A 14,632-nucleotide genomic window follows, 5' to 3' on the forward strand; every position below is an offset into this window, starting at 1 on the left:
GCACTGCGAGAGTGGGGAGGCAGCCGTCGCCCAACCACTTCTCAAAGGAGATCCCGGGAATGACTTCCCCAGACCTCACTTTTTCTTTTTGAGCGGAGCAATCACCATCAGCATTTGACGACCTTCCATTTTCGGTCGCTGCTCTACGGTGCCCAGCTCTTCAAGGTCCTTTTCGATGCGCTGCATCATTTCCATGCCCAGCTCTTGGTGAGCCATTTCGCGGCCACGGAAACGCAGGGATACTTTGGCCTTGTCACCCGCTTCCAGGAAGCGGGCCAGGTTGCGCAGCTTGATCTGGTAGTCACCGACATCGGTGCCCGGGCGGAATTTCATTTCCTTGATCTGCTGCTGCTTCTGCTTCTTCTTGGCGGCATTCTTAGCTTTTTTAGCTTCGAATACGTGCTTGCCGTAGTCCATGATCTTACAGACTATCGGCGTGGAGTCCGAGGCAATTTCAACGAGATCCAAGCTAGCTTTCTGTGCAGCTTCCAGCGCTTCATCCAGGGAGACAATGCCTACCTGTTCGCCATCAGCGCCTATCAGGCGGATTTCTGACGCTTCAATCTGATCGTTTATGCGGGCCTTTTTGGACCGTCCCTTAGTGTCTCGTTTAATAGCTATGGTCTCCCAGTTGCCAAGTTGTTATGCATTATCTTCTGTCAAACGACCGCGACGATTCACGTCTTGCTCGAGGATCTCGAGGAATGACTCATACGTCATTGTACCAAGATCTTCACCGCTACGGGTACGTACTGCCACGGTTTGACTTTCTACTTCCTTATCGCCAATTACCAATAGATAAGGAACACGCTGAAGCGTGTGCTCGCGGATTTTAAAGCCGATCTTCTCGTTTCTCAAGTCAGCTGTGGCGCGGTATTGCAGCTCACCCAAACGATCTTGCAAATTGCGACAATATTCGGCCTGGCGATCGGTGATATTCATGATCGCCACTTGCTGCGGCGCGAGCCAGGTGGGGAACGCGCCTTCGTAGTGCTCGATCAGGATTCCGATAAAGCGCTCGAAGGAACCCAGGGCTGCACGGTGCAGCATTACCGGGGACTGGCGCGAGCCATCTTCCGCTACAAACTGGGCATCCAGGCGGCCCGGCATGGAGAAGTCCACCTGAATAGTACCGCACTGCCATACACGGCCGAGACAGTCTTTCAGGGAGAATTCGATCTTCGGTCCGTAGAAGGCGCCTTCACCCGGCAGCTCTTCCCACGGCAGGCCAGCGGCATCCAGTGCGTCGGCCAGGGCCTTCTCAGCCTTGTCCCAGCTCTCATCGGAACCTACGCGCTTCTCCGGGCGAGTGGAGAGACGGTAGATAACGTCCTGGAAGCCGAAATCCTTATAAACGGAGTGCAGCAGATCCATAAAGTCAGAAACTTCTGACTGGATCTGATCTTCGCTACAGAAGATATGGCCATCATCCTGCACAAAGCCGCGCACGCGCATCAGGCCGTGCAGGGAACCGGAGGGCTCGCTGCGGTGACAGGAGCCAAACTCCGCCAGACGCAACGGCAGGTCGCGGTAGCTGCGCAGGCCCTGGTTGAATACCTGTACGTGACAAGGGCAGTTCATCGGCTTAATGGCGAACTGACGCTCTTCACTGGTCAGGGTGAACATGTCATCGCCAAACTTATCGGCGTGACCGGACTTGCGCCACAGGCTGAAATCTACCAGCTGCGGAGTCTTAATTTCTTTGTACCCGAATTCGCGCTGGCGGCGACGCATGTACTGCTCGATAGTGCTGTAGATGGTCCAGCCGTTCGGGTGCCAGAACACCATGCCGGGGGCCTCTTCCTGGATATGGAAAAGGTCAAATTTCTTCGCCAGCTTGCGGTGATCGCGCTTTTCTGCCTCTTCGATACGACGCAGGTAAGCTTTCAGTTCTTTTTTGTTGGCCCAGGCAGTGCCGTAAACACGGGTCAACATTTCATTGTTGGAATCGCCACGCCAGTAGGCACCGGCCACTTTGGTCAGTTTGAACGCTTTCAACCTGCCAGTGGAAGGTACGTGGGGACCGCGACACAAGTCTTCAAAGTCGCCCTGGCGGTAGAGAGAAATATCTTCATCACTGGGGATGCTGTCGATAATCTCAGCCTTGTACTCTTCGCCCATTTCGCGGAAATATTTCACCGCTTCTTTGCGCGGCATCAGGCGGCGGCTGACAGTAATGTCTTCTTTGGCCAGCACTTCCATACGCTCTTCGATCTTCTCGAGATCTTCCGGCGTAAACTGGCGCTCGTAGGCGAAATCGTAATAGAAGCCGTTTTCGATAACCGGGCCAATGGTGACCTGGGCTGTCGGGTACAGCTGCTTAACTGCTTGTGCCAGCAAGTGCGCTGTGGAGTGACGGATCACTTCCAGGCCTTCGGGCTGACGATCAGTAATAATTGCCAGATTTACGTCGGTATCAATAACGTAACTGGTATCGACTTCCTTGCCGTCTACAACGCCAGCAAGTGCGGCTTTTGCCAAACCAGGGCCGATATCAGCGGCTACATCGTGTACGGAAACCGGAGCAGAAAATTCTCGACGGGAACCATCGGGGAGAGTAACAACGGGCATTGTTTATCCTTTGTTCTCAGTGGCGATCCCTACCAAAGACCGCATGAAACTATCCATGAATTTTTCATGGAGCTCTTGATCGGGATGGGCAATCCATCCTTTTGAAAGGTGGTAGACCCGGGCGGATTTGAACCGCCGACCTCTGCCATGTCAAGGCAGCGCTCTAACCAACTGAGCTACGGGTCTAAAGCTCTACAGCGGGGGAACCCTGTGCTGTGAAGAGCGCGAACTTTAGCACCGCTTTTCAGTGTTTTCAACAACTTACTGAACTTTTGTGTGAAATTTTTTAAGAGCGACCAAGCACCAACAAGGCAGTGCGGGACTATCAAAATGTAGATCCAAGTCCCGCCCTTCAGCAAGGATTATTCCACACCTTTTAAGTGGGTAATCTCATCGCGCAATTTTGCTGCCGCTTCAAATTCCAGGTTCTTCGCATGCTGGTACATTTGCTCTTCCAGCTCGGCAATTCGGGCCCAGCGCTGCTTATCGGTAAGGGCCTCAACATCCACCTTGTATTCGCCTTTACCCTCGGCAACTTTGCGGCGCCCTTTCTTGGGTACGCCGGGGGCCACCGCTCCCTCCAGAATATCCGCCACACTCTTGCGGATACCCTTGGGGGTAATGCCGTGCTCCTCATTAAAGGCCAACTGCTTCTCGCGGCGACGACGAGTCTCTTCGAGTGCTCGCTCCATAGAGCCGGTGACTTTGTCCGCGTAGAGAATCGCCCTCCCCTCCAGGTTTCGTGCAGCCCGTCCGATGGTCTGGATCAGCGAGCGATCGGAACGGAGGAAGCCCTCTTTATCGGCATCGAAAATTGCCACCAGGGCAACTTCCGGCATATCCAGGCCTTCTCGCAGCAAGTTAATGCCAACTAGCACGTCAAACTCGCCGATACGCAGGTCCCGGATAATCTCTACCCGCTCGACGGTATCAATATCGGAGTGTAAGTAGCGGACGCGAACACCACTTTCGGAGAGGTATTCAGTCAGGTCTTCCGCCATCCGCTTGGTCAATACGGTAATCAGCACTCGCTGATCGGCATCCACGCAACGGTGAATTTCAGACAAGGCATCATCTACCTGGGTCAATGCTGGGCGAACTTCGACTTCCGGGTCCACCAACCCTGTCGGGCGAACCACCTGCTCGACCACTTGCCCCGCATTCTCTTGCTCATAGGCCCCTGGGGTTGCGGACACAAAAACCGTCTGGGGTGCCAACCCCTCCCACTCTTCAAACTTGAGAGGACGATTGTCCAGGGCCGATGGCAGACGAAAGCCATACTCCACCAAAGTTTCCTTGCGCGACCGGTCTCCACGATACATACCGCCGATTTGCGGCACTGTCACGTGACTCTCATCGATAAATAACAGTGCATCATTGGGCAGGTAATCAAAAAGCGTGGGCGGCGGCTGACCAATACCGCGACCAGAGAGGTAGCGGGAATAGTTCTCTACGCCATTGCAGTAGCCAAGCTCCTGCATCATCTCCACATCGTAGCGGGTACGCTGATCTAGCCGCTGCGCTTCGACCAGCTTGTTGTTGCCACGCAGTTGCTCCAGGCGCCCTCGCAGCTCATCTTTGATTTCATCGATAGCACTGACGATCGTCTCTCGCGGCGTCACATAGTGGCTCTTGGGGAAGATAGTGACGCGGGGCACCTTCCTGAGCTGCTCTCCAGTAAGCGGGTCAAATATGGTGATCTCTTCGATCTCCTCATCAAAAATAGACAGGCGCACCGCTTCCAAATCAGAGTCTGCCGGGTAAATATCGATAATATCGCCGCGCACCCGGTAAGTGGCGCGACGGAAGTCTGCATCGTTGCGGGTATATTGCAGTTCAGCCAGGCGCCTGAGGATAGTGCGCTGATCAACGAGATCACCGCGATCCAGATGCAGCACCATCTTCAAATATTTGTCGGGGTCACCCAAACCGTAAATTGCCGAAACTGTGGCAACCACAATCACATCGCGCCGCTCTATAAGTGCCTTGGTGGCCGAGAGGCGCATCTGCTCGATATGCTCGTTTACGGATGCATCCTTTTCGATAAAAGTGTCCGAAGAGGGAACGTAAGCTTCCGGCTGGTAGTAGTCGTAGTAAGAGACAAAATATTCCACCGCATTCTTCGGGAAAAACTCTTTAAACTCACCGTAGAGCTGAGCCGCCAGCGTTTTATTGTGAGCCATCACAATGGCCGGCCGCTGCAGGCGCTCAACAATATTCGCCATAGTGAAGGTCTTACCCGAACCGGTAACACCCAGTAGCGTTTGATGGCTCAAACCATCATCAATCCCTTCTGACAACTGCTCTATCGCCAGAGGCTGATCGCCCGCTGGCTGATACTTGGATTCCACCTTAAAAGGTCGCGACTCCATACACTTCCCCCAACCGCTTAATCATTCATGCAACACAGGATTGTAGGCTGTCGTCATACGACCCACAATTACAAGAGAATAGCGTCCTACCCTTCCTAACTCTGACCTGCGGCATTTTGCGCATGACCCCAAAAAATAATTTCCTGACAAATCAATTAGTTAAAGATGAAAAAAGGGGTTGACCTGTTCGGAAGTGCTCTATAATATACGCGCCATCTCAACGGCACAGCCGAAAAGATATTCCGCCTTAGCTCAGTTGGTAGAGCAAATGACTGTTAATCATTGGGTCGCTGGTTCGAGCCCAGCAGGCGGAGCCAAATTTCAAAGCGCAGCTTAATTTGCGCTCTATAAATTAGATTAAATTCCGCCTTAGCTCAGTTGGTAGAGCAAATGACTGTTAATCATTGGGTCGCTGGTTCGAGCCCAGCAGGCGGAGCCAAACAAAAGCCCGGATAGATTCCATCTATCCGGGCTTTTTCTTTTCTGTTCAAATGTTTTTTAATCTGCATAGAGCTAGCGGCCAGCCGTACTGGTTAGCCGCTCAAAATAACCAGCTAGCGGGAGCCAGCCTCCCCAACTAACGGCAACCTCTCTACCGTCGCTCCTCCACTTGGTTTTCGCACCTGCCCCTGCCTCGACCAGACAACATCGACCAGCCCCTGCTTGGGTGAATAGCCTTTTACTGCCCGACATAGAATCCTGCGGACCTGCTCGCAATCATGAGAGCCGCACGCATCCCTAAGATCCGAAACCAGGAGCTGTAAAGCCTCGCTATCGAGACGCTCCTCTTCGGCGCGCATAATCATTGGATGGTCCGTGCCCAGCACGTTATCCCCCAACAACAGCTCTTCGTACAATTTCTCCCCAGGGCGCAGTCCAGTGAGCTGAATTTCAATATCACCATCAGGGTTTTCCTCATCCCTTACCGTGTGCCCCATCAAACGAATCAAGCGCTCAGCCAGATCGTAGATGCGAACCGGTTCACCCATATCGAGAACAAATACATCCCCGTTGCGCCCCATACTCCCAGCCTGCAATACCAGCTGAGCCGCCTCGGGAATTGTCATAAAGTAACGGGTTACTTTTGAGTGGGTCACAGTTACCGGACCACCGGCATTGATCTGATCCGTGAACAAGGGAATTACCGAGCCGGAAGAGCCGATAACATTACCAAATCTGACCATGCACACACGCATCTTGTTAAAACGGCGACCAAAATCCTGGCAAATCAGCTCAGCAAATCTCTTGGTGGCCCCCATAACATTGGTTGGCCGGACAGCCTTATCAGTGGAGATAAGCACAAACTGCTCAACCCCACACTGCTCCGCAGCCTCAAGTACAGAGAGGGTGCCCAGAACATTATTGTCGGCGCCAATAACAACGTTCTGCTCAACCAAGGGCACATGCTTGTATGCGGCCGCATGGTAAATTGTATGCACGGAGAAGCCCTGAATGATTTCCGCCATACGCTCAGTGTTACGCACATCGCCAAGCAGCGCGGTTACTTCAAACTGGACCCTGTCATCCTGATGCTGCTGTCGCAGCTCGCGCTCTATCTGATAGAGGGCATATTCAGAGGACTCAACAACAACCAGCCTGGCAGGCTTCCATTGCGATATCTGCCTGCACAACTCTGACCCAATAGACCCGCCAGCACCAGTAACCAAAACCACCTTGCCGCTGATGGAGCCAGAAACGAGCTCCTTCTGAGGCTCAACAGAAGCACGCCCCAGAATATTCTCATAAGTCTGCGAAACATCCTCTGCCCGTCCCACACCGTCAAGCAGCTCCTCCACTCCGGGAATCGCCTTTACCACCAGGCCTCGCTCTCTAAGCGCCTTGGTTATTTCTCTACGGCGGCGCCTGGGCACTCCCGGCATAGCCAAAATAACTTCTGCAATATCTTTACCTGCAACCACTTCAAGAATGTCTGCAGGGTTATACACAAGCAGCCCATCAATAAATGTCTTTTGTTTGGAGGCGTTATCATCAAAAAAAGCAACGGGCTTATATAGCTGCCCGTGAACTAGCGCCTTATACATTTGCAGGCCCGCAGTACCAGCACCATAAATGGCCACCCGGGTTTTGTGAATCTCAAGTGCTGCCTGATAGTAAAGGCGGACCAACCAGCGGGACCCACCCACGGCAATAAACGCAAAGCACCAGTAGATCACAGGGACAGAGCGAGGAACCCCTGCCGTAGTCAGGTAAGAAAAGAGCGCCAACATCACTGCAGAAAGAGTGACCCCCTGCAGAACCGCAATGATAGCTTTTTGCCCCATGTACCGAATAATCGTCCGGTACAAGCCGAGCCGGAGAAAAATAAAGCTAGTGGCAACTAGTGTTAATATCAGGCAGACCACCATTCGCCACTCGAAAAATTGAGCGACACTATTAAGCCTAATCATCATTGCCAACAAAAAGGCCATGCTTAGCATCAGCATATCAAAGGCCAGCATCAATACTGGCTTATGGGCTTTCTTTACATTGCGCCAAACTCTTGTCACAAGACTCCCCGAAATCTATTTACCTTTAAAACGACATTCAGCATGAGAGACATTCACTTCCCCTCAAGTACAACAGCTGCTAGCGCCACTAAAGAAAAAGATATCATTGCGCCCAGCTGCAAAATGAGCGCCCTTTTAACGCCAATCTTAATTGCGCACCTCTGGTAGAAATGCTCACGATGAGCTTCCCACCAACGCTGACCACTCAACGCCCTTTTTAGCAGTGTATATGTAGCATCCAACCAAAATGGTATAAATATGACCACGGGTATCCAAAGCTCAAACGCTCCCCGCTGCCAGCCAAATAAGCTGACAGCAACCACCCCCAAACCTACGCCCGTGGAGCCAGCATCACCCAAAAAAATCTTCGCCGCAGGCCAGTTGAAGACCAGAAAAACGAACGCACAAACAGCCACCAGGGCACAGAGCCAGGCTAACTCCAAGTCCCCATTTAAAGTGCAAATAATCCCCAAGGAGGAAAAGCCAACAAGTGTCATTGACCCCGCTAGACCATCCATTCCATCCATAAAGTTGTAGAGGTTAACAACCCAGGCCCCCGCCAAGATAAGGACCGGGTACAACCACCACTCCAAACTTTCTGGCAGTGCAAACAGAAGAAAGACCACAGCTAGAAGATGAGCCGAAAAGCGAAGATGTATGGCTACATCTCCAAGATCATCCAGTGCGGATACCACTAACAACAGTGTAAATGCAGCCAACACCAACGGAGACAGGTCAAGTGGGCTAGCGACTACCGCAACCAGACAACCGAGCAAAAAGGCCCAACCACCTGTGCGAGGTACCGGCACCGAGTGCATTGAACGATTATTGGGCACATCGAGCGCAAAATTGCGCATCCTCACGATAAACAACGATGTAGCGCCATAGCTTGCTGCTAAAGCCAGCAATAGCGGTATTACCCACTCCCAAGCGATACTAATCAACTAACCAACCCTTATCACTTCCAAGCAAGCCAATCCTTCCGACTACATTCAACAAACAGGACAGGGAAGCACCATGCCCAGCAAATGAATTAAAAATGTTTTCGCAACTCGACAGAAAAACCTAAAGGTCATCCAGGCGGGGAACATTTGCCAACAATGAAAGGGGGACGAGAACAGGAAGTAGAACACAACGAATGGTGTAGCTCCGCGGCAGACGCAACATAAATGCTACATTTTATCGACAGTAACAACTGAAATTCATCCGGGGGAGTCATCTATTAATGCTCTCTTACTCACCAACTCAAAACCCCAACTGGAGACCACAAAAAGCCTCCAGTCGGGACCCATAAACCTTTAGAGCCGAATCAAATCCCTGTTTTTATCCAGGGTTGCCGCACCGATTCCTTTAACATTCAACAGCTGCTCCACAGAAGTAAACGGCCCATGCACCTCGCGATACTCAACGATTAATTGTGCCCGTGCTTCGCCAATGCCATTCAACCTCTCAGCAAGTTCAACAGCTGAAGCACTGTTGACATTGACAGACAGCACAACCTCTTTGGCTTCAACGCTGCCCATCTCTCCCGCAAATGCAGATGGACTCAAAAAAAGCGAAAAAGCTAGCGCAAAAACAACAGAAAACAATTGGTAGGTCAATTTCATGGTCAACTCCCAGTGAATTATCGGTTTCACTTTGGGACTGCTATTACCTCCCCCAAGCCACACCATAATATCAACGGGCAACTTTCTGTCGGCTCAGGCCTAATTACACATCATTACAAGCCACGAAGCAAGATAACCATCCTAATCTGCCACTTCAGCCAGTACTGACTTTAGGGCCGCTAGAGGTTCAGGAGCCGCGGTGATGGGACGACCCACAACCAAATAGTCAGAACCTTGCGCCAAAGCTTCAGCAGGCGTCAAAGTGCGTCGCTGATCCCCGGCATCAGAGCCCGCGGGACGAATTCCCGGCGTCACCAGGGAGAAACCGGCTCCGCATTCACTTCGCAGCAGTTGGGCCTCCCGTGCGGAGCAGACCACACCGTCGAGACCGCAGGACTTAGCTTGAGAGGCCAGGTGAAACACCTGCTTTTCCAGCGGTGCAGCCACACCAACTGCAGCCAGTTCCTCTGCAGTTGTGCTGGTAAGCACAGTAACCGCAATTAATAGAGGCTTATCTTCGCCAAATTCCCGCAGGGCCTCGGCGGCAGCCGACATCATCCGCTCACCACCACTTGCGTGAACATTAACCATCCATACCCCCAATTTCGCAGCAGCTTTAACGGCCTTTGCAACAGTATTGGGGATATCGTGAAATTTAAGGTCCAGAAATACCTGGAAGCCCCGGTCAACCAGCGTTTTCACCAGGTCTGGACCAGCGGCAGTAAACAGCTCCTTACCAACTTTGACCCGACACAGCGACGGATCGAGCTGATCTGCCATTGCCAGTGCAGACTCAGCATTGTCGTAATCCAGAGCAACGATAACCGGAGAAGAAACTTTAGACTGCAAGAAAAACCTCATTCATTTCAAAAGCCGCCCCGACCAGGCCGTCAGCCCGGTGAGCAGGACAGTCATTACTTTACTCGCCCTCAATCCCCTTAACGGAGCGTACCGAATCCCAGTGCTTGCAGCTCGGACACAACCAGTGCAACTGATTACCCGAAAACCCACAATTGCTACACCGGTAGTGAGGGCGGCTCGCTATAAGCTGGTCGATTAATGTCTTGAGTAGGGAGAGATTCTCTCTTGCCCTACCCTCTGTACTATCTATATGCAAATCGAGAAAGCGTCCCAACCCCCTCAAAGACGGGCGCAGCGCCAGCTGCTTCCCCATAAATGCAGCCGCTGCAGCCTCGCTATCCTGCTGCTGAATACGCTCAGTCAGGGCAATCAATACACTATTAGAGGGGTGCTCTTTCAAAAGGGATTCAAGATAGCGATCCAACCCCTTGCCATCCCCTAAATCCCCATAACAAGTAATCAACAACTCAAGGATTTCAGGAATATAGTCCGGGCTCTGCTTGGGGATCCGCTGCAAAACCTTAATGGCCTCTCTTGGCTTACCAAGCAGATATTCGAGGCGACCCCACAGCAAATTTGCCCGCACTGAGCTGCGCTCATAACTCAGGGCAGAATCGATATGCTTCCTCGCACTTAGGTAATCCTTTGCCGCTATTGACTCCTCTGCCAATTCGCAGCAAAAATGAGCCTGAACCGGAGCCCAGTCAGCCGAGAGGCGCTTGAACCGTCGGCCATGCAACAGGTTTACAGCATGGATCGCTTTAGCCCATTCCCTTTCATCCCGGTAGACTTCAATCAGACGCTCAAGGCTAACAGCCTTTAACTCCTGAGAAGTCTCAACCAGCTCTTGTAGCAGACGTTCAGCTCTATCCAGCCAGCCAGCAGAAATATAGTCACAGGCAAGTTCAAGTTGAGCTTTGTTTTGACTAACTCTGGACAAGCTCGGGCGCCCGAGTAAATTTTGATGGACTCGAATCGCCTGATCGTACTCCCCTCTTCGGCGCAACAGACTTCCAAGAGCCAGGTGGGTGTCAAAAGTAGCCTGACTTACTTCCAAAGAGTCAATAAATTTATCGATGGTATCGTCGTGGCGCTCACTCAATAAATAGTTCAAACCCTGGGCATAAGACCTCACCAGCGCATGCTCTTGCTCACTATAATCCGCCACTTTCTTTTTGGCGCTGCCTCGCCCCAGCACCCAGCCGATCGCGATTGCCGCAAGCAGGAAAAAGAAATAGGTAAAATCGAGCAAATCAGTCTCCAGAAGCCTTGCGGTGGGCGGTGTGTAATTCCCGCTCCATTTTCTTCAATTGCTTCTCGAGCGACCGCACTTGGCGACGCTTGGCATAAACAGGCTGCAGGCTAACGACAAAACCCAGCAACAACCCCAGCAACAAGAAACCAATCAACCAAAAGCCTACACTTCCCGCCGGCAATTGATAGCCCACAATATTTGGCTTGATAGTCTCCGGATTTGCAACTGCGAAATAAATCCCCAAAGCGATGCAAAGCAGGGCGACGACCCCATAGACGATGCGTGTCAGCCAACGCAAAAATGACAAGGGAACCTCCACGTTCCACAAAAAACTTTATCGATTAACGACGAAGCTCACCCCGATTAATGGCAGTATCCACACTGCTGCCAGGGAGTCTAATCATACTTCGATACTTGCCTCATCGTGCATACTTCGATTCACTCTGTCGCGCAACTCTTTGCCAGGCTTGAAATGCGGGACATATTTCCCGGCGAGATCAACCGCGTCCCCAGTTTTGGGATTCCGACCCGTACGCGGGGCTCGATAGTGAAGAGAAAAGCTACCAAAGCCGCGTATCTCTATACGCTCACCCTGGGACAGGGCATCTGACATGGTGTCGAGCACCACTTTTACCGCCAGCTCTACATCCTTAACTGGCAGCTGATCCAACCTCAACGCAATCCTTTCGATCAGTTCGGACTTGGTCATGCGCTCCGCAACCTTTGTAAGTCATTGATTATTCTGGAGTAGAGCACCAATCATCTAATAGAAAGCCGGACTGGGCAACCCCAGTCCGGCTTTCGGTTCGCTCCAAATGATCCATTTGGAGCTGTGAACACTCAAAGACAATTAGTCTTTGTTGTTCATTTGCGCCTTAATCAGGTCACCAATAGTAGCGGGCTGAACTTGTTCAGACTGCTTCTTGCTGTGATCCTTGATAGCTTGCTTCTCGTCGTCCTGGTCTTTGGCTTTGATAGACAGGCTGATCACGCGGTTCTTGCGATCCACGCTGGTGATCTTAGCTTCTACTTCTTCGCCTTCTTTCAGAACGTTGCGAGCATCTTCAACCTTGTCGCGGCTGATTTCAGAAGCGCGCAGTACGCCTTCTACTTCGTCCGCCAGGGTGATTACTGCTTGCTTAGCGTCAACTTCCTTAACAGTACCTACAACGATGCTGCCGCGATCGCTGGTGGTAACGTAGTCGGAGAACGGATCGGACTCCAACTGCTTGATGCCCAGGGAGATACGCTCACGCTCGGAATCGATGCCCAGGATAACAGTCTCGATTTCGTCGCCTTTCTTGAACTTGCGAACAGCTTCTTCGCCAGCTTCGTTCCAGGAGATGTTGGACAGGTGAACCAGACCGTCGATGCTGCCGTCGAGACCAATGAAGATACCGAAGTCAGTGATGGACTTGATCTTACCGGAGATCTTGTCGCCCTTAGCGAATTTACGCGCGAAGGCATCCCACGGATTTTCCTGGCACTGCTTGATACCCAGGGAGATACGACGACGCTCTTCGTCGATATCCAGGATCATCACCTCTACCTCGTCGCCAACCTGGACAACTTTGGACGGGTGAATGTTCTTGTTGGTCCAATCCATTTCGGAAACGTGTACCAGACCTTCCACACCTTCTTCCAGCTCGGCAAAGCAGCCGTAGTCGGTCAGGTTGGTTACAACCGCCTTCACGCGGCTGTTCTCTGGGTAACGCTGCTTGATGGATACCCAAGGATCTTCGCCCAACTGCTTCAGGCCAAGGGATACACGGCTGCGCTCGCGGTCGAACTTCAGTACTTTTACTTCGATCTCGTCGCCAACGTTCACTATCTCGCTCGGGTGCTTGATGCGCTTCCAAGCCATATCGGTGATGTGCAGCAGGCCGTCGATACCGCCCAGGTCTACGAAAGCACCGTAGTCGGTCAGGTTCTTCACGATACCCTTGACGCTCATGCCTTCCTGCAGGCTTTCCAGCAGAGCTTCACGCTCTTCGGAGGTGGCAGCTTCCATAACGGCGCGGCGGGAAACAACTACGTTGTTGCGCTTGGAGTCCAGCTTGATAACTTTGAACTCGAGCTCTTTACCTTCCAGGTGCGCAGTGTCGCGAACCGGACGAACGTCAACCAGAGAGCCGGGCAGGAACGCACGGATATTGGCAACATCAACAGTAAAGCCACCTTTAACCTTACCGCTGATAACACCTTTAACCACTTCGTCAGCTGCGTGAGCTGCGTCGAGGATTTTCCAGGCTTCAGCGCGCTTGGCTTTTTCGCGGGACAGACGGGTTTCACCGAAACCGTCTTCTACAGCTTCCAGGGCAACCTGTACTTCGTCGCCCACCTGCAGCTCAACTTCACCTTTATCGTTGGCGAATTGTGCAGCAGGGATAACGCCTTCAGACTTCAGGCCCGCGTGAACGGTAACCCAGTCTTTATCTACGTCGATTACAACACCAGTAACAATTGCGCCCGGTGCCATTTCAACGCTTTTCAGGCTCTCTTCAAATAGATCAGCAAAGCTCTCGCTCATTACATTACCTATAGTGCTGGGTCCAGCCGTTGGTAACTGTTAAGTCTAGTCAACCGCCAGCCGCGACCCCAACCGCGCTGCCAGCACGCGGGTCGGATTACGATAACGGCCGGGCGATTCTGGCTGATCCCGGCCGCTGTCGTTAGAAAACTATTTACTGCCCGAACTTCAGGGTGAAATACGGTCCTGAACCAAATCGAGCACTTTTCGGAGGACTTCATCGATACTCACCCCCGTACTATCCAGCTCAACCGCATCCTCAGCGGGAGCCAGGGGGGAGGCTTTTCTGTTCATATCCTGTGCATCTCGGGCACGGATGTCCTCCAGCAGGTCGCGGAGGCTAACAGAAACCCCCTTCTCCTGCAACTGAGCGAAACGCCTGTTAGCGCGCTCCTCAGCGCTGGCGGTTAGGTAAACCTTGACCGGCGCGTCGGGAAACACGGTAGTGCCCATATCCCGACCATCGGCAACCAAGCCGGGGGGCTGGCGGAAGTCCCGCTGGCGCTGCAGCAGCGCTGCCCGCACACCGGGAATTGCCGCGACCTTGGAAGCAGCCATGCTTACCCGCTCCATACGGATATCTGCGGTGACGTCACTCTCTTCCAGCCACACCTGCAACTGACCGGCACTCACGGTAAAGCGCACATCGAGATCTTTCGCCAATTCGGTCAGCAGCTTGTCATTGGAGAGATCAACTTCCTTATTAAGTGCGGCCAAAGCTGCAGCCCGATAAAGGGCCCCGGAGTCCAACAAGGAAAAGCTCAAGCGATCAGCCAAAAGCTTTGCAATGGTTCCCTTACCCGAACCACTGGGACCATCAATGGTAACTACTGGTGGCAACCCGTTTGTATCACTCATATTTTCTTTACAACTCAACATCTCTGGCGGATGCACTCAAGCGAACCACAACCGCCCAAACCTGAATGCCC

12 protein-coding genes and 3 tRNA genes are annotated in these 14,632 nt (G+C 52.4%); 2 read left to right on the top strand and 13 right to left on the bottom strand.

Features of this window, described 5'->3' with window-relative positions; all coding sequences use genetic code 11:
* Positions 1 to 75 precede the first annotated feature (75 nt).
* The 4 genes from infC to uvrB all read right to left on the bottom strand — a co-directional run bounded on the left by infC (position 76) and on the right by uvrB (position 4,943).
* Positions 76 to 621, bottom strand: a complete 546-nt coding sequence (gene infC / locus ACJJIN_RS09945; protein WP_444898242.1) for a translation initiation factor IF-3 — start codon at positions 619 to 621, stop codon at positions 76 to 78.
* 21 nt (positions 622 to 642) lie between these two features.
* A complete protein-coding gene (gene thrS, locus ACJJIN_RS09950) occupies positions 643 to 2,571 on the bottom strand; it encodes a threonine--tRNA ligase (protein WP_108733842.1) in 1,929 nt (642 codons plus the stop codon).
* A 109-nt stretch (positions 2,572 to 2,680) separates the two neighbouring features.
* Positions 2,681 to 2,757: transfer RNA gene (locus ACJJIN_RS09955), tRNA-Val, on the bottom strand.
* A gap of 176 nt (positions 2,758 to 2,933) precedes the next feature.
* Positions 2,934 to 4,943 carry an excinuclease ABC subunit UvrB gene (uvrB, locus tag ACJJIN_RS09960; RefSeq protein ID WP_444897933.1) on the bottom strand — a complete coding sequence of 670 codons (2,010 nt, stop codon included), beginning with the start codon at positions 4,941 to 4,943 and terminating at the stop codon, positions 2,934 to 2,936.
* A 241-nt stretch (positions 4,944 to 5,184) separates the two neighbouring features.
* Between uvrB and ACJJIN_RS09965 the strand changes: the two genes are divergently transcribed.
* Positions 5,185 to 5,260 (top strand) — tRNA-Asn (locus ACJJIN_RS09965).
* A gap of 46 nt (positions 5,261 to 5,306) precedes the next feature.
* Positions 5,307 to 5,382: transfer RNA gene (locus ACJJIN_RS09970), tRNA-Asn, on the top strand.
* Between the two features lie 115 nt (positions 5,383 to 5,497).
* Here ACJJIN_RS09970 and ACJJIN_RS09975 read toward each other — a convergent pair.
* The 9 genes from ACJJIN_RS09975 to cmk all read right to left on the bottom strand — a co-directional run bounded on the left by ACJJIN_RS09975 (position 5,498) and on the right by cmk (position 14,561).
* On the bottom strand, positions 5,498 to 7,450 hold the full coding sequence (locus ACJJIN_RS09975) for a polysaccharide biosynthesis protein (protein ID WP_444897934.1): 1,953 nt from the start codon (positions 7,448 to 7,450) through the stop codon (positions 5,498 to 5,500).
* 53 nt (positions 7,451 to 7,503) lie between these two features.
* A complete protein-coding gene (locus ACJJIN_RS09980; RefSeq protein ID WP_444897935.1) occupies positions 7,504 to 8,394 on the bottom strand; it encodes an MraY family glycosyltransferase in 891 nt (296 codons plus the stop codon).
* 354 nt (positions 8,395 to 8,748) lie between these two features.
* A complete protein-coding gene (locus tag ACJJIN_RS09985) occupies positions 8,749 to 9,057 on the bottom strand; it encodes a ComEA family DNA-binding protein (RefSeq protein WP_444897936.1) in 309 nt (102 codons plus the stop codon).
* A gap of 141 nt (positions 9,058 to 9,198) precedes the next feature.
* On the bottom strand, positions 9,199 to 9,906 hold the full coding sequence (gene pyrF / locus ACJJIN_RS09990) for an orotidine-5'-phosphate decarboxylase (protein ID WP_444897937.1): 708 nt from the start codon (positions 9,904 to 9,906) through the stop codon (positions 9,199 to 9,201).
* Positions 9,907 to 9,976: 70 nt separating this feature from the next.
* Complete coding sequence (lapB, locus tag ACJJIN_RS09995) at positions 9,977 to 11,170, bottom strand: lipopolysaccharide assembly protein LapB (RefSeq protein WP_413662668.1); 1,194 nt, start codon at positions 11,168 to 11,170, stop codon at positions 9,977 to 9,979.
* A 1-nt stretch (position 11,171) separates the two neighbouring features.
* Complete coding sequence (locus ACJJIN_RS10000; protein WP_413662669.1) at positions 11,172 to 11,480, bottom strand: lipopolysaccharide assembly protein LapA domain-containing protein; 309 nt, start codon at positions 11,478 to 11,480, stop codon at positions 11,172 to 11,174.
* Between the two features lie 93 nt (positions 11,481 to 11,573).
* Positions 11,574 to 11,882, bottom strand: a complete 309-nt coding sequence (ihfB, locus tag ACJJIN_RS10005) for an integration host factor subunit beta (protein WP_282932044.1) — start codon at positions 11,880 to 11,882, stop codon at positions 11,574 to 11,576.
* A 141-nt stretch (positions 11,883 to 12,023) separates the two neighbouring features.
* On the bottom strand, positions 12,024 to 13,703 hold the full coding sequence (gene rpsA / locus ACJJIN_RS10010; RefSeq protein WP_444897938.1) for a 30S ribosomal protein S1: 1,680 nt from the start codon (positions 13,701 to 13,703) through the stop codon (positions 12,024 to 12,026).
* A 168-nt stretch (positions 13,704 to 13,871) separates the two neighbouring features.
* A complete protein-coding gene (gene cmk / locus ACJJIN_RS10015; RefSeq protein ID WP_444897939.1) occupies positions 13,872 to 14,561 on the bottom strand; it encodes a (d)CMP kinase in 690 nt (229 codons plus the stop codon).
* Positions 14,562 to 14,632 lie beyond the last annotated feature (71 nt).

The organism is Microbulbifer maximicatervae (SeqCode) (genome assembly GCF_052467505.1).